The sequence below is a fragment of the Sinomonas flava genome (genome assembly GCF_039531875.1).
GTDB classification, from domain to species: Bacteria; Actinomycetota; Actinomycetes; order Actinomycetales; family Micrococcaceae; genus Sinomonas; species Sinomonas flava.
On sequence record NZ_BAAAQW010000005.1, the window covers coordinates 452,467 to 471,674 of the forward strand.

General features: G+C 72.2%; 17 protein-coding genes. 5 read left to right on the plus strand and 12 right to left on the minus strand.

Annotated elements, in window-relative coordinates; genetic code table 11:
- Positions 1–59: 59 nt before the first annotated feature.
- Positions 60–1,397: a Na+/H+ antiporter NhaA gene (gene nhaA, locus ABD298_RS10505; RefSeq protein WP_344299636.1), complete on the minus strand. Its 1,338-nt coding sequence runs from the start codon at positions 1,395–1,397 to the stop codon at positions 60–62.
- A 145-nt stretch (positions 1,398–1,542) separates the two neighbouring features.
- Here nhaA and ABD298_RS10510 point away from each other — a divergent pair, with 145 nt between their 5' ends.
- Positions 1,543–2,751 (plus strand): acyltransferase family protein, encoded by a 1,209-nt coding sequence (locus ABD298_RS10510; protein WP_344299637.1) that lies wholly within the window; start codon positions 1,543–1,545, stop codon positions 2,749–2,751.
- 9 nt (positions 2,752–2,760) lie between these two features.
- Here the strand turns inward: ABD298_RS10510 and ABD298_RS10515 are convergent, their stop codons facing one another.
- From ABD298_RS10515 to ABD298_RS10525, 3 genes are all read right to left on the minus strand, one after another.
- Positions 2,761–2,982 (minus strand): SCO4848 family membrane protein, encoded by a 222-nt coding sequence (locus ABD298_RS10515; RefSeq protein WP_344299638.1) that lies wholly within the window; start codon positions 2,980–2,982, stop codon positions 2,761–2,763.
- On the minus strand, positions 2,982–3,485 hold the full coding sequence (locus ABD298_RS10520; protein WP_208712069.1) for a DUF2505 domain-containing protein: 504 nt from the start codon (positions 3,483–3,485) through the stop codon (positions 2,982–2,984). The genes ABD298_RS10515 and ABD298_RS10520 overlap by 1 nt, the downstream gene beginning before the upstream one ends.
- A gap of 84 nt (positions 3,486–3,569) precedes the next feature.
- Positions 3,570–4,067 carry a VanZ family protein gene (locus ABD298_RS10525; protein ID WP_344299639.1) on the minus strand — a complete coding sequence of 166 codons (498 nt, stop codon included), beginning with the start codon at positions 4,065–4,067 and terminating at the stop codon, positions 3,570–3,572.
- A gap of 7 nt (positions 4,068–4,074) precedes the next feature.
- Here ABD298_RS10525 and mfd point away from each other — a divergent pair, with 7 nt between their 5' ends.
- Positions 4,075–7,860, plus strand: a complete 3,786-nt coding sequence (gene mfd, locus ABD298_RS10530) for a transcription-repair coupling factor (RefSeq protein WP_425564374.1) — start codon at positions 4,075–4,077, stop codon at positions 7,858–7,860.
- A 175-nt stretch (positions 7,861–8,035) separates the two neighbouring features.
- On the opposite strand, the gene ABD298_RS10535 is transcribed toward mfd, so the two are convergent.
- The 6 genes from ABD298_RS10535 to nirB all read right to left on the minus strand — a co-directional run bounded on the left by ABD298_RS10535 (position 8,036) and on the right by nirB (position 15,092).
- Positions 8,036–8,989, minus strand: a complete 954-nt coding sequence (locus tag ABD298_RS10535) for a hypothetical protein (RefSeq protein ID WP_344299642.1) — start codon at positions 8,987–8,989, stop codon at positions 8,036–8,038.
- 213 nt (positions 8,990–9,202) lie between these two features.
- Entirely contained in the window at positions 9,203–9,430 is a 228-nt protein-coding gene (locus tag ABD298_RS10540; protein WP_344299643.1) for a hypothetical protein, read from the minus strand.
- Positions 9,431–9,452: 22 nt separating this feature from the next.
- Positions 9,453–10,148 (minus strand): deoxyribose-phosphate aldolase, encoded by a 696-nt coding sequence (gene deoC, locus ABD298_RS10545; protein ID WP_208712073.1) that lies wholly within the window; start codon positions 10,146–10,148, stop codon positions 9,453–9,455.
- Positions 10,149–10,226: 78 nt separating this feature from the next.
- Positions 10,227–11,384 (minus strand): uroporphyrinogen-III synthase, encoded by a 1,158-nt coding sequence (locus tag ABD298_RS10550; RefSeq protein ID WP_344299644.1) that lies wholly within the window; start codon positions 11,382–11,384, stop codon positions 10,227–10,229.
- A gap of 5 nt (positions 11,385–11,389) precedes the next feature.
- Complete coding sequence (gene cobA / locus ABD298_RS10555; protein WP_344299789.1) at positions 11,390–12,493, minus strand: uroporphyrinogen-III C-methyltransferase; 1,104 nt, start codon at positions 12,491–12,493, stop codon at positions 11,390–11,392.
- A 13-nt stretch (positions 12,494–12,506) separates the two neighbouring features.
- The gene (gene nirB / locus ABD298_RS10560; protein ID WP_425564388.1) at positions 12,507–15,092 is read right to left on the minus strand and encodes a nitrite reductase large subunit NirB; all 2,586 of its coding nucleotides are present in this window, start codon (positions 15,090–15,092) and stop codon (positions 12,507–12,509) included.
- Positions 15,093–15,417: 325 nt separating this feature from the next.
- Between nirB and nirD the strand changes: the two genes are divergently transcribed.
- The 3 genes from nirD to ABD298_RS10575 are packed head-to-tail and all read left to right on the plus strand — an operon-like array spanning position 15,418 to position 16,578.
- On the plus strand, positions 15,418–15,804 hold the full coding sequence (gene nirD, locus ABD298_RS10565; protein WP_344299646.1) for a nitrite reductase small subunit NirD: 387 nt from the start codon (positions 15,418–15,420) through the stop codon (positions 15,802–15,804).
- A gap of 56 nt (positions 15,805–15,860) precedes the next feature.
- On the plus strand, positions 15,861–16,070 hold the full coding sequence (locus tag ABD298_RS10570; protein WP_208712078.1) for a helix-turn-helix domain-containing protein: 210 nt from the start codon (positions 15,861–15,863) through the stop codon (positions 16,068–16,070).
- A gap of 34 nt (positions 16,071–16,104) precedes the next feature.
- Positions 16,105–16,578 carry a Clp protease N-terminal domain-containing protein gene (locus ABD298_RS10575; protein WP_344299647.1) on the plus strand — a complete coding sequence of 158 codons (474 nt, stop codon included), beginning with the start codon at positions 16,105–16,107 and terminating at the stop codon, positions 16,576–16,578.
- 11 nt (positions 16,579–16,589) lie between these two features.
- Here ABD298_RS10575 and ABD298_RS10580 read toward each other — a convergent pair whose 3' ends face one another.
- Together ABD298_RS10580 and ABD298_RS10585 are read right to left on the minus strand one after the other, a co-directional pair.
- Positions 16,590–18,356 (minus strand): phospho-sugar mutase, encoded by a 1,767-nt coding sequence (locus ABD298_RS10580; RefSeq protein ID WP_344299648.1) that lies wholly within the window; start codon positions 18,354–18,356, stop codon positions 16,590–16,592.
- Positions 18,357–18,381: 25 nt separating this feature from the next.
- Positions 18,382–19,197, minus strand: a complete 816-nt coding sequence (locus ABD298_RS10585; protein WP_344299649.1) for a purine-nucleoside phosphorylase — start codon at positions 19,195–19,197, stop codon at positions 18,382–18,384.
- Positions 19,198–19,208 lie beyond the last annotated feature (11 nt).

Here is a 19,208-nt window from a genome sequence, read left to right on the forward strand (position 1 = left end):
GTGGCCCAAGTAGTGCGGAGGCGCAAGCGGGTGGCGAATGAGTACCCGGCAGGCTTGGGCTACTGGGGGTCCCGCTGGAACACGTCCGGGATGCCGTCGCGGTCGGCGTCGACGAGCTCCGCCTGCTCGACCAGGCGGTAGTGGCGGTTCCGGAGGCGGAGCACGACGGCGGCGAGCAGCGCGGCGGTGAGGGAGCCGGCGAGGATGGCCGTCTTGGCGTGCTCGCCGTGGGGGCTCGACCCGAAGCTGAGCTCGGCGATGAGCAGCGAGACGGTGAAGCCGACACCGGCCAGCAGCGCGATGCCGAACACGTCGACCCACTTCAGGTCCGGGTCCAGGCTCGCGTGGCGGGTCTTGGTCACGAGCCAGGTCGATCCGAAGACGCCCACGGACTTGCCGACGACGAGCGCGACGGCGATGCCCACCGCGATCGGATCTGTTGCAGCGGCCGCCATCCCCTCCCATCCGCCGAGGGCGACGCCTGCGGAGAAGAAGGCGAACACCGGAACCGCGATCCCCGCAGAGAGCGGGCGGACCCTGTTCTCGAGGGTCTCGGCGAGGCCGGGGCCGGCCTCCGGTCCTCCGTTCTTGGCGCTGCGCAGGACGGGGACGGTGAAGCCGAGGAGGACTCCGGCCACGGTCGCGTGGATGCCCGAAGTGTGCACGAGCGCCCACGTGGCGACGGCCAGGGGCAGGAGCAGGTACGACGCATGGATGCGCTTCTGGACGAGGAACGCGAAGAGCCCGAGCGGGACGAGGGCGAGGCCGAGAAGGCCTGGCTGCACGCCCGTGCCGTAGAAGAAGGCGATGATCGCGATCGCGATGAGGTCGTCCACCACGGCGAGCGTCAGGAGGAAGGTGCGCAGGGCCGCCGGCAGGTGGGTGCTGATCACGGCGAGGACAGCGAGCGCGAAGGCGATGTCGGTCGCGGTGGGGATGGCCCACCCCTTCAGGCCGTCCGAACCGGTCCCGAGGATGATGCCCGCGTAGATGAGCGCGGGGAGCAGCACGCCGCCGCAGGCAGCGACGATCGGGACGGCCGCGGTCGAGGGCCGGCGCAGGTCCCCGGCTACGAACTCGCGCTTGAGCTCGAGCCCCGCGACGAAGAAGAAGATGGCCAGCAGGCCGTCCGAGGCCCAGTGGCCGACGCTGAGTTCCAGGTGCCACGGCTCGTAGCCCACGCGGAAGTCCCGCAGGGCGAAGTAGGCGTCTCGGGCCGGAGAGTTGGCCCAGACGAGGGCGGCCACCGTGGCGAGGAGCAGGAGCGCCCCGCCGACCGTCTCCTTCCTCAGGATCCCGGCAATGCGCTGGTACTCGAGGTAGCTGCCACGGGCGAGAGTCCAGCGGTGGGTGACCGGGCCGGGTGGGCCCGCGGGTGTTTGGCTGCGGCGCTCCATGGGAATCCTTAACGTCGAAGAAGAGGTCCCGAAGGGTCCTCGAGGACAACGCCGACCAGACTTCCCGGCACACCGGTGACCAGTCTACAGGCGGTTTTCAGGGCCTTCGAAGATTACGAAATGGTAAAGTTGACAGCCTATGCAGATGGTGACGACGACTTCACGGGGCCCACAGGAACGCGAGCAGAGCCTGCGGGCGCGGGAGGGAACCCCGGGCGCTCCGCCCTCGTCACGGCTCGCTTCGCTTGACGGGCTGCGCGGCGTGGCCTCTCTCGTCGTCCTCGTCTGCCACACGCTGCTGACCGTGCCGCGGCTGGCCGAGACCGGCTTCCAGTTCGGCAGCGCCACGCCGGGCTCGTGGGAGTGGTGGCTCGTCGCGACGCCCCTGCACGTGCTGTGGGAGGGCACCGGCGCGGTCTACCTCTTCTTCGTGCTCTCCGGCTTCGTTCTCACGCTGCCGTTCACGAAGCCTGCGGACCGGCTGCCGTCCTGGCGCTCGTACTACCCCAAGCGACTCGCCCGACTCTACCTGCCCGTCTGGGCGGCCGTGGCGTTCGCCGCGGCGCTCTGGGCCGTCGTCCCGCGCCCCAAGACCGGAAGCGGCTGGATCGACGCGATGGGGGCCGGGGTCACACCCGAGCGGATCCTCGGCGATGCGACGCTCCTGTTCACGGACGGACTCGTGGTCCCGCCCCTGTGGTCGCTGCGCTGGGAGATGTGGTTCTCGCTGCTGCTGCCCGCCTACGTGCTCGTCGCCGTCGCCCTGCACCGCGCCGCACGGGTCCACTGGATGCCCTGGGCCCAGTGGGCGGCCGCCGCCGCGCTGATCGGCGTCGGCACCACGACGGTGAACGGGTTCGTCCGCGACCTGCCCCTGTTCCTGCTCGGCGCGCTGCTGGCCGCGCACCGCGAGGAGCTCGCGGCCACGGTGACACGCCTTCCCAGCTGGACGATGCCCGCCCTCGCCGCCCTCGGCGTCGTCGGCCTGTGGCTGCCCTGGGTCGTGGGATCCGGCTCTCCCGCCGCCCACATCTCGCTGTCGGCAGCCGCGGTCGCGCTCGTCGTCGTCGCCCTCCACTGGCGTCCGGCGGTCCGGGCGCTCTCCGGCCGCGCCGCGGCCTGGCTCGGCACTGTCTCCTTCAGCCTCTACCTCACGCACGAGCCGATCGTGGTGGCCGCGTACCACCTCATCGGCCCACTCCTGCCCGCTCGCACGCCCATCGGCCCAGCCGCGCTGTGGGTCTCCATGCCGGTCGGCCTCGTGCTCTCCCTGGCCGTCGCCGCCGCGTTCCACTGGATGGTCGAACGCCCCAGCCACCGCGTCGCGCAGTGGCTGGGGCGCCGGTTCGCCTGACGGCCGCTCCTAGGAGACGAGCGCCCTGACTCCCACGATCGCGACCGCGACCCCGAGGGTCACCGAGATCGCAACGAGGAACAGGTGGACGGTCAGGAACCGCGTCGGGCGGCCCTGCTCGTCACGCGCCCGCGGATCCTTCATGACCCGGCGGAGGAACTGCGGCCACACCACGAGGTTCCATGCGCCGGCCACGATGAGCAGCCAGGACAGGGCGACGGGGAGCTGCATCAGACGGTTTCCCCGGCCAGCCACGCCTCGGCCTGGGTCGCCTGGATGTTGAGGGCCTTGCCGACCATGGGCTCGGCGGCCGAGGCGATCTTGCCGCCCAGGAGCGGGACGGAGGAGCTCACGGTGCCGTTCAGCTCGACGCGGGTGGCCCCGCCCTCGGCGGCGAGGCGCTGGACGGCGGCGACGTCCACCGGGGCGCCGGCCACCTTGACGGTGATGTCCGCCTGGCGAGAGCCGTCGGCTTCGGGCGCCGCCCAGGTCTCGGTCTGCGTGACGTTGACGAACTCGCCGACGACCTTGCGGGCGATCTCAGGCAGGCGCTGGGTCGGGAGCTGGCGGACCACGGTGGCGGTGAAGGCGCCGGCAACGTCGCCATCGAGCGTGAAGGACTCGAGGCGGCCGCCCACGAGCTCGCTCACGTGGCGCTGGAATGCCTCGTCCGCGAACACGGCAGCAACGCGGTCGACGGGGTAGTTCAGGGTGGTGCTGGCTGAGAGTGCCAAGGTGGTCCTTCCTAGAGAGGCTGGGGCCGACCGGGCGCTCGCGGCGCACCGGTCGCAGGGGCGCGAGGAGCGCCGAAGACCATCCTAGGGCCGTGCGGGAGTGCTGTCGGACCGCCCAGCGGGCCTCGGCGCCGTCGGCCTGCGGCGCACGACGGCGACCGTCGCCAGAGTGCCGAGCAGCGCCCCGATCGTGTTCGCGGCGATGTCCGCGAAGGACGCGGTCCGCTCGGCCAGGAACAGGAACTGCGCCGCTTCCGCAGCGCAGGACGCCGCGAAGCCGCCCAGGACCGCGGCCCACGCCCGGAACCCCAGCAGGACCGCGAACACGCCGAACGGGACGAAGAAGGCCACGTTCGCCAGCCACTCGAACTGCCCGTACCCGAACCAGCCGGGAACGCCGTGGCGGTGGAGCCAGCTGAACATCCGGGCGAGGCTGCCCGCCGCGGGACGGTCCACGGGGGCAGGCCAGAGCACGACGGCGGCGACCCCGGCCAGGTACGCGAGGGCTCCGGCCCAGAGGGCGGCCCGACGGCGCGCGGCGCGGGCGGCCGGCCGGACAGCACGGGAAGGAGGCGTCTCCACGCGTCCCATGCTAGGCCGCCGGCCCTGCCATTGCCTGTGGAGTTGGCTAAGCTGGGAACACCCCCGGCCTCAGCGAGTGTCGGGGTTGTTGTGCTGTCCTGCTGTCTTCCGTGAGGAGCCCACCGTGACCGTCGACGTCCTGCGTCCCTCAGGCCTCGAGGGCCTGCCTGCCCTCGACGGGCTCCGACGCGCCGTGGGCGAGGACGCAAGCCTCGCGCGGCTGCGGGAGTACGCCTCCAAGCCCGCCGCGCGGCGCAGCCAGGACCTCCAGGTGGCCGCACCGGCCGGCCTGCGTCCGGTGATCGTCGCGGAGGTGCTGGAGAGCCTTCCGGAGGTGGGCGGCGTCGTGCTTGCCGTGACCGCCACCGAGCGGGAGGCGGAGGACCTCGTCGCGGCGCTCGGCGCGTACCTGCCGGCGGGCGCGGTCGCGCTGTTCCCGAGCTGGGAGACGCTCCCGCACGAGCGGCTCTCGCCGCGTTCGGACACCGTGGGCCGCCGCCTCGCCGTCCTGCGCGCCCTCTCGCACCCGGAGACGCATGCTGGGCAGCCCCTGCGGGTCGTCGTCGCCCCCGTGCGCGCCGTCCTGCAGCCGCTCGTCGGAGGCCTGGGCGACCTCGCGCCCGTCTCCCTCGCGATAGGGCAGGACGCGCCGTTCGACGACGTCGTGCATGCGCTGGCGGACGCGGCCTACGCGCGGGTGGACATGGTCACGCGCCGCGGCGAGTTCGCCGTGCGCGGCGGCATCATCGACGTCTTCCCGCCCACCGAGGACCACCCGGTGCGCATCGAGTTCTTCGGCGACGAGGTCGAGCAGATGCGCTGGTTCGCCGTCGCCGACCAGCGCTCGCTCACCGGGCCCGGCATCCACCACCCCACGTCCCTCTACGCCCCGCCGTGCCGCGAGCTGCTCATCAGCCCGGCCGTCATGAGCCGCGCGGCCAGGCTCAAGGACCGCCTGCCCGCAGCGGCGGAGATGCTCGAGAAGATCGCCGGCGGCATTGCGGTGGAGGGCATGGAGTCCCTCGCTCCGCTGCTCGTGGACCGCATGGTGCCGTTCATGGACGAGCTGCCCGAGGGCTCGCTCGCGCTCGTCATGGAGCCGGAGAGGGTCCGCGCCCGCGCGCACGACCTTGCCGCGACCAACGAGGAGTTCCTCGCCGCGGCGTGGGCCACGGCGTCCGACGGCGGCGCCGCGCCGCTCGATGTCAGCCTCGCCGGCGGCGCGGGGTCGGGGGACGACGCGGAGCACGCCGGGCGGCTCGAGGACGCCTCGTTCCGCACGCTCGCCCAGACGCGCGCCGACGCGCAGGGGCACGGGGTCTCATGGTGGTCGATCACCTCGCTGGGGGTCGACGAGGAGACGGTGCTCGACGTCGACGTCGTCACCATCGCCGCGCGGGAGCCCCGCGGATACCAGGGCGACGTGGCCGAGATGATGGAGTTCATCGGCTCCCGGGTGCGCGACGAGTGGCGGATCGTCGTCGCGACCGACGGCCCGGGCCCCGCCCAGCGCCTCGCCGAGCTGTTCCACGACGCTGGCATCCCGTGCAGCCGAGTGGAGGGCCTCGACCGCGGGCCCGAGCCGGGCATCATCGAGATCACCAAGGCCCCCACGGGCAAGGGATTCGTCCTCGACGGGCTCAAGCTCGGGCTCCTCACCGAGGCGGACCTCCTCGGCCGGGCGAGCGCCGCCGGTACCCGCGACATGCGGAAGATGCCCTCGCGGCGGCGCAACGCCGTCGACCCCCTCTCGCTCCACGCCGGGGACTTCGTGGTGCACGAGCAGCACGGGATCGGGAAGTTCGTGGAGCTCGTGCAGCGCAAGGTGTCCGGCGGCGCGCCCGGCGCGGCTCCGACGCGCGAGTACATGGTCCTCGAGTACGCGCCGGCCAAGCGCGGCGCCCCCGGGGACCGGCTCTTCGTGCCGACGGACCAGCTCGACCAGGTGACCCGCTACGTGGGCGGGGACGCGCCGTCGCTCTCCAAGATGGGCGGCGCGGACTGGGCCGCGACCAAGTCCAAGGCCAAGAAGGCCGTCAAGGAGATCGCGGGGGAACTCATCCGCCTGTACTCCGCCCGGATGGCCTCGCGGGGCCACGCGTTCGGGCCGGACACGCCGTGGCAGCGCGAGCTCGAGGAGGCCTTCCCCTACATCGAGACGCCGGACCAGCTCACCACCATCAACGAGGTCAAGGCGGACATGGAGCGCGAGGTGCCCATGGACCGCCTCGTCTCGGGCGACGTGGGCTACGGCAAGACCGAGATCGCCGTCCGCGCCGCCTTCAAGGCGGTCCAGGACGGCAAGCAGGTGGGCGTGCTCGTGCCGACCACGCTACTCGCCCAGCAGCACTTCGAGACGTTCTCGGAGCGGTTCTCCGGCTTCCCGGTGCGGGTGCGGGCGCTGTCCCGGTTCCAGACGGCCGGCGAGGCGAAGGAGACGCTGGAGGGGATCAAGAACGGATCGGTCGATGTCGTGATCGGCACGCACCGGCTCCTGTCGAAGGAGGTCGGGTTCAAGGACCTCGGACTCGTCATCATCGACGAGGAGCAGCGCTTCGGCGTGGAGCACAAGGAGGCGCTCAAGAAGATGCGCACCAACGTGGACGTCCTGGCGATGTCCGCCACGCCGATCCCGCGCACGCTCGAGATGTCGCTCACGGGCATCCGCGAGACGTCCACGCTCGCGACCCCGCCCGAGGAACGGCACCCCGTGCTCACCTACGTGGGCCCGTACACGGACAAGCAGGTCTCCGCCGCGATCCGGCGCGAGCTCATGCGCGAGGGGCAGGTCTTCTTCGTGCACAACCGCGTGTCCTCGATCGAGAAGCAGGCCGCGGCGATCCGGGAGCTCGTGCCGGAGGCCCGGGTCGAGGTGGCGCACGGGCAGATGTCCGAGTCCCGGCTCGAGAAGATCATCGTCGACTTCTGGGAGAAGCGCTTCGACGTGCTCGTGTGCACCACGATCATCGAGACCGGTCTGGACATCTCCAACGCCAACACGCTCATCATCGACCGGGCCGACTCCTACGGACTCTCGCAGCTGCACCAGCTGCGCGGGCGGGTGGGCCGCGGGCGCGAGCGGGCCTACGCCTACTTCCTGTACCCGTCCGAGAAGCCCCTCGGCGAGGTCGCGCTCGAGCGGCTCAAGGCCGTCGCGGCGCACAACGAGCTCGGCGCCGGCATGCAGCTGGCCATGAAGGACCTCGAGATCCGCGGCGCCGGCAATCTGCTCGGCGGCGAGCAGTCGGGCCACATCCAAGGCGTCGGGTTCGACCTCTACATCCGCCTCGTGGGTGAGGCCGTGGCCGACTACCGCGGCGAGGGGGAGGAGAAGGTGGCCGAGATGAAGATCGAGCTGCCCGTCAACGCCCACCTCCCGCACGACTACGTGCCGGGGGAGCGGCTCCGGCTCGAGGCGTACCGCAAGCTCGCCGCCGCCAACGACGACGCGGCGATCGCCGAGGTCATGGAGGAGCTCACCGACCGGTACGGCGAGCCGCCCGCACCCGTGGCCAACCTGGCAGCGGTTGCGCGCTTCCGGGTGCGTGCCCGCGCGGCTGGCCTCACCGATGTCGCCCTCCAGGGGAACATGGTGCGGTTCGCGCCCGCGGACCTGCCCGAGTCCAAGCAGATGCGGCTCACGCGCATGTACAAGGGGGCCCAGTACAAGCCGGCGCTCAACGCGGTGCTCATCCCGAAGCCCAAGACCGCCCCCATCGGCGGGCACGACCTCGCCGACGGCGAGATCCTCGACTGGGCCGACCAGGTGGTGGAGGCCATCTTCACCCCCTGACCGTCTCGGGTACGCCAAACCCGTCCTCACACCGTCTCGGGTACGCGAATTCCTGCTGAATTGCGTCTCGGGTACGCGAAATCCTGCTGAATTGCGTCTCGGGTACGCGGAATCCTGCTGAATTGCGTCTCGGGTACGCGAAATCTCAGGGTTCGCCACCGAGGGATCCAGGAGTTCAGCCCCTGTAGCCGTGGGCCCGAAGTGCCTCGCGGACCTTCGCGACGACGTACGCCTCGCCCTTGGCCATGTCCTCCTTGGTGATCTTCACCTGGAGCCACCCTGCCGCGCGCGTGCGCCGGTCGCGGACCGCATCGAAAACCTTCTGCTGATCGGTCAGGTGGTGCTCGCCCTCGTACTCGACCGAGACACGGAACTTCGGGTTTCCGAGATCGACCCAGAGGGTCACTCCCCAGGGGTCCGTCACCGGGCAGTTCGGGATGAACAGGGGAAGCCCGGCCCGCTCGAGCATCTGGCGCAGGTAGGACTCCTGAGGCGAGTCGACACCGACGGCCAGGATCTCGAGAGCGACGCGCGCCCGCCCGAGCCCGACCACGCGATGCCGGCTCTCCACGAACGAACGGAGCTCGGCAAGAGGCACGACCGCGGTCCGGGGGTAGTAGGCGCGCTCGTGCTCCGACACGAGGTACTCGCCGGCTGCAATGACGTCGTCCATGGTCAGACGCCGGACTGAGCAGAGGTCCAGCCACGTCCTCGACGGAGTCGTGATGCGGGTTCCCTCCAGCGCCATGACCTCGTCGTCTTTCAGCCGCAGACGGTGCCCTCGGATTTCTGCACGCCGGGGCTGGCCCAGGCGTTCGTGCTTCGGGTCGTCGGGCGTGCCCGCCCGCGAAAGGTCCAGGAGCGTCGCGTCCTGCGCCCATGCCGGGAGCGGGATCCTGTGCGCCATCGCGGCGCTGAGGTGAGTGAGCGCCGTCGTGCGGTGGAGCGCGGTGTACGGCCTCGCCCGCTGGAGGAGGGTCTGCCGGGCTAGCTCGGGGGTGCGAATGCCGCGGCTTGGCATGAACAGGTCATCGCCGCTCAGCCTTCGCCTGTCGACGCCGAGGCTGAGCGCCTCGTCCGCCGTGAACGACGCGGCGGCCAAGGACGGCGGCAGGGGCTCAAGAGGCATGGGCTCATTGAGCCACAGACGCCCCGACGGCCGCAGAGGTTATCCACAGGACTCGCTTTTCGGGTACGCGAACGTCAGCAGGCAATCGATGGGGAGACGCGAATGCCCGACCGGACATTGGCCCGGCCAGGCATTTCGCGTACCCGAGACGCCGTGGGTGGGGGTTTGGTGTACCCGAGACGCCGTGGGTGGGGGTTTGGTGTACCCGAGAGGTCAGCGGTGGTCTCCGCCGGCGTCCGAGCGGCCGAGGAACGTCATCGGGATGAAGTACGCGAGGGCGAAGAGCAGGATCAGCGCCGCCATGGGCCACACGCTGGTGAAGTCGAGGAACTGGACGAGGTACAGGCCGAGGATGAACACCACCATGAGGACGGCGAAGATCACGATGCTCCCGCCGAGGTTGTTCTCATTCTCGAGCGGGCGCTTCTTCGACTCGTTCATCTTCTCTCCCTCTTCGGTGCGACTAGTAGCCCCCGGCGGCAGGCTGGCCGGAGACGATGGCCACGCCGGAGCTGGCTCCGATCCTCGTGGCACCAGCAGCAATCATAGCCCGAGCATCGTCGGCGGTTCGCACACCGCCGGACGCCTTGACACCGAGGTCGGGACCCACCGTGGCGCGCATGAGCCTGACGTCCTCGACCGTCGCGCCGCCGCCGTTGAAGCCTGTGGACGTCTTCACGAAATCCGCACCCGCCTCCACTGCCGCTTCGCACGCGAGCACCTTCTGCTCGTCCGTGAGCAGCGAGGTCTCGATGATCACCTTGAGGATCGACGAGCTTCCGTGCACGGCCTCCGCGACGGCCTGGATGTCCTCGACGAGGGCGCCGCGGTCATTGGCCCGGGCGGCGGCGATGTTGATCACCATGTCGACCTCGTCCGCGCCGTCCAGCGTCGCGCCGCGGGCCTCGAAGACCTTCACGTCGGTCGGCGTCGCCCCGAGCGGGAAGCCCGCCACGGCGCACGTGAGCACGCCTGAGCCCCTGAGGGCCTTCGTCGCCGTCTTGACCCAGACCGGATTCACGCACACCGACTTGAAGCCGAACTGCACGGCCTCGCTGCACAGCTTCAGGATGTCGGCCTCGCTCGCCTCCGGCTTCAGGAGGGTGTGGTCGATGTAGCCGGCGAGGTCCGCGGGGCTCAGCTCAGGCTCGGAAGACACGTCTGCGTCCTTTCCGTCGGGGTCGTACAGGGCGTACCGGTGCACCCCATACTGGCACACCGCGCCCCGCGCCGACCCCTAGCCCACCACGCGCAGCCGGTACCCCCGCTTCACGACCGTCTGGATGAGCTCCCCGTCCGGCAGGGAGGCGCGCAGCCGGTTCACCGCCATGTCGAGCGCGTGGTTGGACGCGGTGGTCGAGACGAGCCGCGCGAGGGTCTCGCGGGGCACGACGGCGCCGCCGGCGTCGAAGAGCGCGCGGAACAGGAGCATCGCGGCCGGGGGGAGGATGAGCTCGTCCCCGGCGATCGCCATGGTCCGCCCGCGCAGCTCGACAGGACCGGCCGTGGTCTCGAGGCGCCGTACCTTCCGTCGGGACAGGTTGTCCGTGACGAGCTTGATGAGCGCGCCCATCCGGAACCGGTCCGGCACCCAGGGCCGCAGTCCCGCGGCCTCGAGCGGGGCCGCGGTCACGGGCCCGACGGCGGCGGTCGCCACCCGCTGCCGGAAGGCGGCCAGCAGCTGGGCGTGGACCCCGAGTTCGTGCGCGGTGCTGAACAGCGCGTCGACCGCCGGCGCGCTCGTGAAGGTGACGACGTCGAGCTCCCCGGCGCAGACCGCCGCGATGAGGGCCTCGAGCCGGTCGCCGCCCTCGGGCCGCACCCAGCGGTACGGGGTGACGGTGATGAGCTCGGCGCCGGCGTCCCGCAGCCTGTCGAGCTGGACGCGGTCCGTGTAGCCGTGCAGCTGCATGACGACCGTCTGCCCGTCGAGCCGGCCGCCCGCGTCGCGCAGGACCAGGTCGACGAGGGTCGCCGTGGTCTCGTCGTGGGAGATGCCGACATCGGCGAGCCCGGCCGCGCGCACGGCCCCCCGGGCCTTGGGCCCGCGCACGTACAGCCGGGCGGCACTGAGCGTCTCCTGGAGCTCGTCGCCGAGCCCTGCGGCGTCGGCGACCTCGAGCCAGCGCCGCATCCCGTACGCGGTCGTGACGATGCACAGGTCGGGCCTGGCGGCGATCGTGCGGTGGGTGTCCTCGATGACGCCGAGGTCCTGGTCCACGGGTGCGATCGTCAGCACGGGGGCGTGGAGCACCTCGGCGCCGCGCCGCTCGAGGGCCTGGATCAGGTCCTCGGCGCGGCGGTGCGAGGTGACGCCCACGCGGAAGCCCTTGAGCGCCGTCGTGAGCTCGGTCCCGACCTCGGATTCAGACGCCACTGCCACTGCTCCGTCCATGTGCCTCACCTGCGCGTGCCTGACGACGATTCCATCATGAACGCGGACGCGAGCCCCTCGAGGTCCTCGCGTGTGACGCCGCCCGCGAGCCCAGTCGCCGCCGCGGCCCGCACGACCTCGCCGACCACGATCACGGCGGGGTTGCCGCACGCCGCCGTGTCGGGCTCGGCGGTGCCGAGCTCGGTCACCGTGGTGCGCTGGCCGGCCTGGTGCCCGCGCTCGACGACGGCGAGCGGGGTGGCGGGGGAGAGCCCCGCCCGTCGCAGCCCGGCGGCGAGGTGCGGGAGGTTCGCGACGCCCATGAGCACGACGACGGTGCCCCCTGCCGCGGCGAGCCCGGCGAGGTGGAGGTGCTCGGCGTCGGTGAGGGGAGCGTGGCCGGAGATGACGGTGAACGAGTGGCTCACGTTGCGGTGCGTGACCGGGATCCCGGCCGCGGCGGGCACCGCGATCGAGCTCGAGATGCCGGACACCACCCGCACGGGGACGCCGGCCTCGGCGCAGGCCGCGGCCTCCTCGGCGCCGCGGCCGAACACGAACGGGTCCCCGCCCTTGAGCCGGACCACGTTCGCCGGCCGCCCGTCGACGCCGTAGAGCGCGTAGTCGACGAGCAGCCGGTTGATCTCGTCCTGGGGGACCTTGTGGTGGCCCGGGAGCTTGCCGACGTCGACGAGCCGCGCCGTCGTGAGGCCCTCGAGCTCGCGCCAGGGGGCAAGCCTGTCGAACAGGACGACGTCGGCGTCCCGCAGGGCCTCGACGGCGTCCACCGTGAGCAGGCCGCGGGAGCCCGGGCCGCCGCCCACGAGCGTGACGTGCCCGCGCGCGCCGGCCGCGGGCTCGCTGACCTGCGGCACCCCGAGCGCGCGGTAGTGGTCCAGCACGGGCGACCAGTCGCCGTCGTGCGTCCCGCCGTGGCCGTCGGCCCCGCCCACGACGGCGACCAGGGCCGGCCGCCCGGGAAGGGCTACCGCGGCCCTGTAGGCCTCGGGCGAGTCGAAGAACGCGATCTTCGCCCCCGCCTTCCGGTAGCGCGCGAGGGCCTGGCGGGAGGCGTCGGCGCCGCCGAGGACGACGACGGGCAAGCCCCGGAGGGAGAGGGAGAGGCTCAGGTTCAGCTGCATGTCAGCCCTCCTCGGATGCGGCGCCGGCGACGGCCGCGGCGCGGAGCGGGATGGTGGCGCCGAGGGAGACCTTCTCCTGCACCGTGGCCGGCCGGATCTGGTCGCGCTCGGCGACGTGGACGATGGACTCGTCGGCGGCCTCGGGGGCGTTGACGAAGGAGCGGAACCGGCGCAGGCGCTCGGGGTCCTTCAGGGTCGCGGCCCACTCGTCCTCGTAGTGCTCGACGTGCGTGGCCATGGCGGCCTCGAGCTCCGCCGCGATGCCGAGGGAGTCCTCGACGACGACCTGGCGCACGTGCTCGAGCCCGCCGTCGAGCTCCTCCTGCCAGCGCGCGGTGCGCTGGAGGCGGTCGGCGGTGCGGATGTAGTACATGAAGTAGCGGTCGATGTACTTGATGAGCGTCTCGTCGTCGAGGTCCTTGGCGAGCAGCTGGGCGTGCGCGGGGGTCGCGCCGCCGTTCCCGCCCACATAGAGGTTCCAGCCGTCGGCCGTGGCGATCACCCCGACGTCCTTGCCCCGGGCCTCGGCGCACTCGCGGGCGCAGCCGGAGACGCCGAGCTTGAGCTTGTGCGGGCTGCGCAGGCCCCGGTAGCGCAGCTCGAGCTGGATGGCCATGCCCACCGAGTCCTGCTGGCCGTACCGGCACCAGGTCGAGCCGACGCAGCTCTTCACCGTGCGCAGGCTCTTGCCGTAGGCCTGCCCGGACTCCATCCCGGCGGCGATGAGCTCGGCCCAGATGTCGGGGAGCTGCTCGAGGCGCGCGCCGAACATGTCGATGCGCTGGCCGCCCGTGATCTTCGTGTACAGGTTGTACTTCTGTGCGACCGCGGCGATGACGCCGAGCTTCTCGGGCGTGATCTCGCCGCCCGGGATGCGCGGGACCACCGAGTAGGTGCCGTCCTTCTGCATGTTCGCCAGCGCGCGGTCGTTGGTGTCCTGGAGCGTGCCGCGGCCGGCGTCGAGCACGTAGGCCGAGTGCTGGGAGGCGAGGATGGACGCGATGGTGGGCTTGCAGATGTCGCAGCCGGCGCCCGTCCCGAAGCGCGACATGATGTCCTCGAACGAGGTCAGCTGGGCAACGCGGATGTGGTCGAACAGCTCCTGGCGGGACAGCGAGATGTGCTCGCACAGCGCCTTCGAGACGGTGACGCCGGACTTGGTGAGCTCGGCCTCGAGGAGCTTCTTGATCATCGGCACGCAGGAGCCGCACTGCGTGCCGGCGCGGGTGCAGGCCTTGAGGCCGGCGACGTCCTGGACGGGGTCCTTCCCCTCGCACGTCCCGCACCCGTTCACGGCGTCCCGCAGCGTCCCCGCGGCGACGTTGTTGCACGAGCAGAGGACGGCGTCGTCGGGAAGCTCGGTCTCCGGCGCATCGCCGCCGCCGGCGGCGCTCAGGAAGGCGCCCGGCTCGGCGGGGAGCTCGCGGCCCAGGAGCGGGCGGAGGCTCAGGTAGGGGGAGGCGTCCCCGACGAAGATCCCGCCGAGGAGCGTGCGCGCGTCGTCGGTCGTGACGATCTTCTGGTAGACGCCGCGGGCGGGGTCCGCGTAGACGATCTCGAGTGCGCCCGGTGCGGCCGCGAACGCGTCGCCGAAGCTCGCCACGTCCACCCCGGAGAGCTTGAGCTTCGTCGCGGTGTCGAAGCCGGGGAAGGTCGCCCCGCCGCCGTGGAGGCGGTCCGCGACGATCTCGGCCATCGTGTTGGCGGGGGCCACAAGGCCCAGGCACATGCCGCCGAAGCTCGCGACCTCGCCGATCGCCCACACATTCGGCGCGCCGGTCGCACAGGTCTCGTCGATCACGACGCCGCCGCGCGGGCCGAGCTCGAACGGCGCCGAGCCCTCTCCCGAGGCGCCAGCCTCCTCGACCGCGGCGCGGACCAGCTCGTCGCGGGGACGCACCCCGATGGCGACGACGACGAGGTCCGCGGGGACCACGCGATCGTCGGCCATGAGCACCCCGGTGACCAGCCCGGCGTCATCCGTCAGCACTTCCGAGGGGAACACACCGCCGTGGACGGTGAAGCCCTTGGCGGCAATCAGCCGGGTGAGGGCCTGGCCCGCGCCCTCGTCAAGCTGCCTGTTCATGGGCCACGGAGAGCCGTCGATGATGACGGCCTCCGCGCCGAGGGACTTGGCGCCCGCCGCCGCCTCGATGCCGAGCAGGCCGCCGCCGATGACCGCGACCCGCGCAGGGCGGCCGAGGGACTCGCCGAGCCTGCGGATCTCCGCACGGAGGAACCAGACGTCCTCGAGCGTGCGGTACACGTACGAGCGGTCCGCGCCGGGGATGGGAAGCCTGGCGGCGTTCGAGCCGGTGGCGAGCACGAGCTCGTCGTAGGGGTGCGCCTCGTGCTCATCGCCGCTCCGGGTGAGGACCGTCCTGGAGGCAGCGTCGACGCGGACGGCGCGCGCACCGGTCCGCAGGGTGATGCCGGGCGTCTCCCACAGGGAGGCGTCGCCGAGGGTGAGGTCGACGTCGGCGGGGTCGCCGGTGAGCGCCTTGGACAGGGCCACGCGGTCGTAGGGGAGGTGTGCCTCCTCGGTCAGCACGGTGACGTCGAAGCGGCCGAGGCCGCGGGAGGCCATCGCCTCCACGAACCGGTGGGCGGCGGGTCCACCGCCCACGACGACGACGCGGCGCTTGGCGGGGACAGAGCCGGAGGTGGGGGTCTCGATCGGGCTGGTGCTGCTCACGGTCGGTGCCTTCCGTAGAGAGGGGGCCGGGCGGTCCGGCGGGATCAGGGGAGCTGACATCAGCCTAGGAACTGGCGATTTCACCTCAGTTGCCCCCGTGTAACGGCCGATTAACTTCACTGTCACGGGCATGTTTCGCTGGCGGTGAGCGCGGTTTTACGCGGCCGTGACACGGCTTCAACCCGGGTGAAACGCCCCCGTCCGTAGCGTTGAGGGCATGACGATCACAGCACCTGCCCCCCTTGATCTCCGCGACGCCGACTTCGGAGCGGAACCCGACGGCGCGGCGTGGCACAGCGTGTGCAGCCTGCACGACCTCGAGCCCAACTGGGGCGAGGCGGCGCTCGTGGCCGGCCGTCAGGTGGCGCTCTTCCGCCTCCCGACGGACCAGGTCTTCGCCGTCGAGCAGCGCGACCCCGCGACCGAGGCCCACGTCATGGCGCGTGGCATTGTCGGCTCCCGCGGCGAACGCCACACCATCGCCTCGCCGCTCCACAAGCAGGTCTACGACCTCGCGACCGGCGAGCGGCTCGACGCCCCTGGCGCCCCGATCGCCGCGTTCCCGGCGCGCGTGGTGGACGGGATCGTCCAGATCGCGGCCTGAGCCCTTCGTGTCAGTCTGGATTGACACAGCTGCTGTGTCAACGTAGACTGACGGGCGTGGACGACCAGCAGCTCTCGCGCTCCCTCGACTCCGACGATCCCGCAGTGGGCCTGCGCGCGGTCGGCGCGCTGCACCGGCTGGCCGAGGTGACCGAGGCCCGGTATGTCGCACTCGCCCGCGAGCGCGGCTGGACCTGGGAGCAGATCGGGGATGCCCTCGGGGTGTCGCGGCAGTCCGTCCACGTCAAGCACGGCAAGGCCCGCTGACGCGCGCCGAGCCTGAGACGAAGGGACGGATGGGATGTTCGAACGATTCGCCGCTGCTGCGCGCAGCACCGTCACCGAGGGAATCCTCGAGGCCGAACGCCGCGGAGACCGGCGCATCGGCACCCAGCACCTGCTCCTGGGACTCCTGCACGACCCCGAGAGCGCCTCCGCCCTCGGGACCAGCCTCGCCTCGGCCCGTGCCGCCGACGAGGACCTGGACCGCATGGCACTCGCCGCGGTCGGCATCGACCCCGGGAAGGCTCCCCTCGCGGGAACCGTGGGCAAGGCCGGCCGGCTGCCCTTCACCTCCGCGGCGAAGGACGTGCTTGCCCGTTCGGCACGGCAGGCGGCCGCCGAGAAGTCCCGCACGATCACCGGGCGGCACCTGGCACTGGCCCTGCTCGAGGGCGCCGAACCGGATCCCGCCGCGACGCTCCTGTCCCGCCTCGGGGTGGACGCCCGGGCCGTCCGGGACCGCCTGGGCCAACAGGGCCAGCAGGAACGATAGCGGGCGGGGCCTCAGAGCCCCAGGGCCTCCCGCAGGTCCTCGAGGGCAGCGTCCATCGCCTCGCGGGCGGCGCGCCTCGCCTCGGCGAGCTCGGCCGAGCTGTCCACCGGCCGGATGACCTCGAGGTAGCACTTGAGCTTCGGTTCGGTCCCGCTGGGCCTGACGATCACGCGGGTCGAGTCCCGCGTGGTCCACGAGATCCCCTCCGTGGGCGGGAGGGACTCGGAGCCGAGCGAGAGGTCCACCGCGGACTCCACCGGGGACTCGGCGAAGGCCGTCGGAGGGTTGTCCCTCAGCCGCGTCATCATCGCGTCGAGGAGCCCGAGGTCGGCCACGCGCACGCTCAGCTGGTCCGTGAGGTGCACGCCGTGGAGCACGTGCAGGGCGTCGAGCCGGTCGAAGAGCGTCTCCCCCTGGGCCTTCGCGTCCGCGGCGAGCTCGGCGACGAGGAGCGCGGCGGAGAGTCCGTCCTTGTCCTTGACCAGCTCCGGCGCGACGCAGTAGCCGAGGGCCTCCTCGTACCCGTACACGAGCCCTGGGACGCGGGAGATCCACTTGAAGCCCGTGAGGGTCTCGGCGTGGGCCACCCCGGCGGTCTGGGCGATCCTGCCGAGCAGCCGTGAGGAGACGATCGAGTTCGCGAACACCCCGGTGGGCTCGGGGGAGTGCTCGTCGTCGAGGCCGAGCCGCCGCACCACGTGCGCCCCGAGGAGGGCGCCGACCTCATCGCCGCGCAGCATGCGCCACTCGCCCGTCTCCGGGTCGGGGAGGGCGACGGCGCAGCGGTCGGCGTCCGGGTCGTTGGCGATGACGATGTCCGCCCCGGCCTCGCGCGCGGCCTCGAGCGCGAGGTCCAGGGCGCCCGGCTCCTCGGGGTTCGGGAACGCGACCGTCGGGAACGCGGGGTCCGGCTCCGCCTGCGAGCCCACGATCGAGGCGTCGTCGAACCCGGCGGCCTTCAGCACGCCCAGGAGCGTCTCGCCGCCCACCCCGTGCAGCGGCGTCAGGACCGCCTTGAGGCGGCGGGACGGGAAGAGGTCCGGCCGCGCGAGGCGCACGACGGCGTCGCGGTAGTCCGCGGCGACACTCGCCGGAAGTGTGGCCCACCCGTCCTCGGCGAGAGGGATCTCGTCCACGGGCCCGACCGCGGCGATGAGCCCGGCGATCTCGGCGTCGATGGGGGCGACGATCTGGGCGCCGCGGCCGGCCTCGTCGACGGCCCTCCCGCCGAGGTACACCTTGTACCCGTTGTCCTGGGGCGGATTGTGGCTCGCGGTGACCATGACGGCGCCGTCGCAGTCCAGCGCCCGGAGGGCGTACGCGAGGACGGGCGTCGGGAGCGGGGACGGCAGGAGGCTCGTCTCGATCCCGGCCGCGGTGAACACGGCAGCCGTGTCGCGGGCGAACACGTCGGAGTTGGTTCGCGCGTCGTAGCCGACCACGGCGCGCGGCGCCGCCCCGGACCCCGGCGAGCCGGCGCCGTCGTGCGCTGCGACGCGGCGGCGCAGGAACTCGGCGAAGCCGGCCGCGGCGCGGCGGACCGTCACGCGGTTCATGCGGTTCGGCCCGGGGCCGAGGGCGGCGCGCAGGCCCGCGGTGCCGAACTGGAGGGTCCCGCAGAAGGCATCAGAGAGCTCCTGCAGGGCGGCGGGCTGCCCCTCGGCGGCCTGGGCCACCGTGAGGCGGAGCTGGGCGGCGGTGTCGGGGTCGGGGTCGGCGGCGGCCCAGGCCTCGGCGCGCGGCCGGAGCTCATCGAGTGTGACGGGGGAGATGCTCATCGGGTGGTGTCCTTCTCGAAGACTCTCAGATCGCTGCGATCACGTCGGCCAGCAGGCGGGAGATGCGCGGCCCCGCGGCCCGGCCCGCCGCGAGGACCTCCTCGTGGCTCAGCGGCTCGGGGCTGATGCCGGCAGCCAGGTTCGTCACCAGGGAGATGCCGAAGACCTCCAGGCCTGCGTGCCGGGCGGCGATCGCCTCGAGCGCCGTGGACATGCCGATGAGGTCGCCGCCGATCCGCTTCGCGTACTGCACCTCGGCGGGCGTCTCGTAGTGCGGGCCGGGGAACTGGACGTACACACCCTCGGTCAGGCTCGGGTCCACCGACTTCGCGAGCGCTCGGAGGCGGGCGGAGTAGAGGTCGGTGAGGTCCACGAAGGTCGGGCCCTCGAGCGGGGACGTGGCCGTGAGGTTGATGTGGTCGCTGATGAGCACCGGAGTCCCGGGCGCCCACGCCGGGTTGAGGCCGCCGCACCCGTTCGTGAGGACCACGACCCGACAGCCCGCCGCCGCTGCGGTTCGCACGCCGTGGACCACGGCGCGGACGCCCCGGCCCTCGTAGTAATGCGTCCGGGCCCCCAGGACGAGCGCCCGCTTGCCGTCCGCGGCGCGCACCGAGCGGATCGTGCCCACGTGGCCCTCGACCGCAGGCGCCGAGAAGCCCGGAACTTCGTGGGCGGGGAGGGTCGCCGTGGTCTCGCCGATGAGGTCCGCGGCACCGCCCCAGCCCGAGCCGAGGACCAGGGCGAGATCGTGCTGGGCGACGCCCGTGGCGCTGGCGATGTGGTCGGCGGCGGCCTGCGCCAGCGCGAAGGGCTCGGCGGACTGAGCGGTTGTCGTCACAGATAGAACCT

Bases quoted from the DNA above. Each gene is read 5' to 3' on its own strand.
- nhaA (WP_344299636.1), bottom strand. From the start codon at position 1,397: ATGGAGCGCCGCAGCCAAACACCCGCGGGCCCACCCGGCCCGGTCACC.
- ABD298_RS10510 (WP_344299637.1), top strand. From the start codon at position 1,543: ATGGTGACGACGACTTCACGGGGCCCACAGGAACGCGAGCAGAGCCTG.
- ABD298_RS10515 (WP_344299638.1), bottom strand. From the start codon at position 2,982: ATGCAGCTCCCCGTCGCCCTGTCCTGGCTGCTCATCGTGGCCGGCGCA.
- mfd (WP_425564374.1), top strand. From the start codon at position 4,075: ATGCTAGGCCGCCGGCCCTGCCATTGCCTGTGGAGTTGGCTAAGCTGG.
- ABD298_RS10535 (WP_344299642.1), bottom strand. From the start codon at position 8,989: ATGCCTCTTGAGCCCCTGCCGCCGTCCTTGGCCGCCGCGTCGTTCACG.
- ABD298_RS10540 (WP_344299643.1), bottom strand. From the start codon at position 9,430: ATGAACGAGTCGAAGAAGCGCCCGCTCGAGAATGAGAACAACCTCGGC.
- ABD298_RS10550 (WP_344299644.1), bottom strand. From the start codon at position 11,384: ATGGACGGAGCAGTGGCAGTGGCGTCTGAATCCGAGGTCGGGACCGAG.
- nirB (WP_425564388.1), bottom strand. From the start codon at position 15,092: ATGGCCTCCCGCGGCCTCGGCCGCTTCGACGTCACCGTGCTGACCGAG.
- nirD (WP_344299646.1), top strand. From the start codon at position 15,418: ATGACGATCACAGCACCTGCCCCCCTTGATCTCCGCGACGCCGACTTC.
- ABD298_RS10575 (WP_344299647.1), top strand. From the start codon at position 16,105: ATGTTCGAACGATTCGCCGCTGCTGCGCGCAGCACCGTCACCGAGGGA.
- ABD298_RS10580 (WP_344299648.1), bottom strand. From the start codon at position 18,356: ATGAGCATCTCCCCCGTCACACTCGATGAGCTCCGGCCGCGCGCCGAG.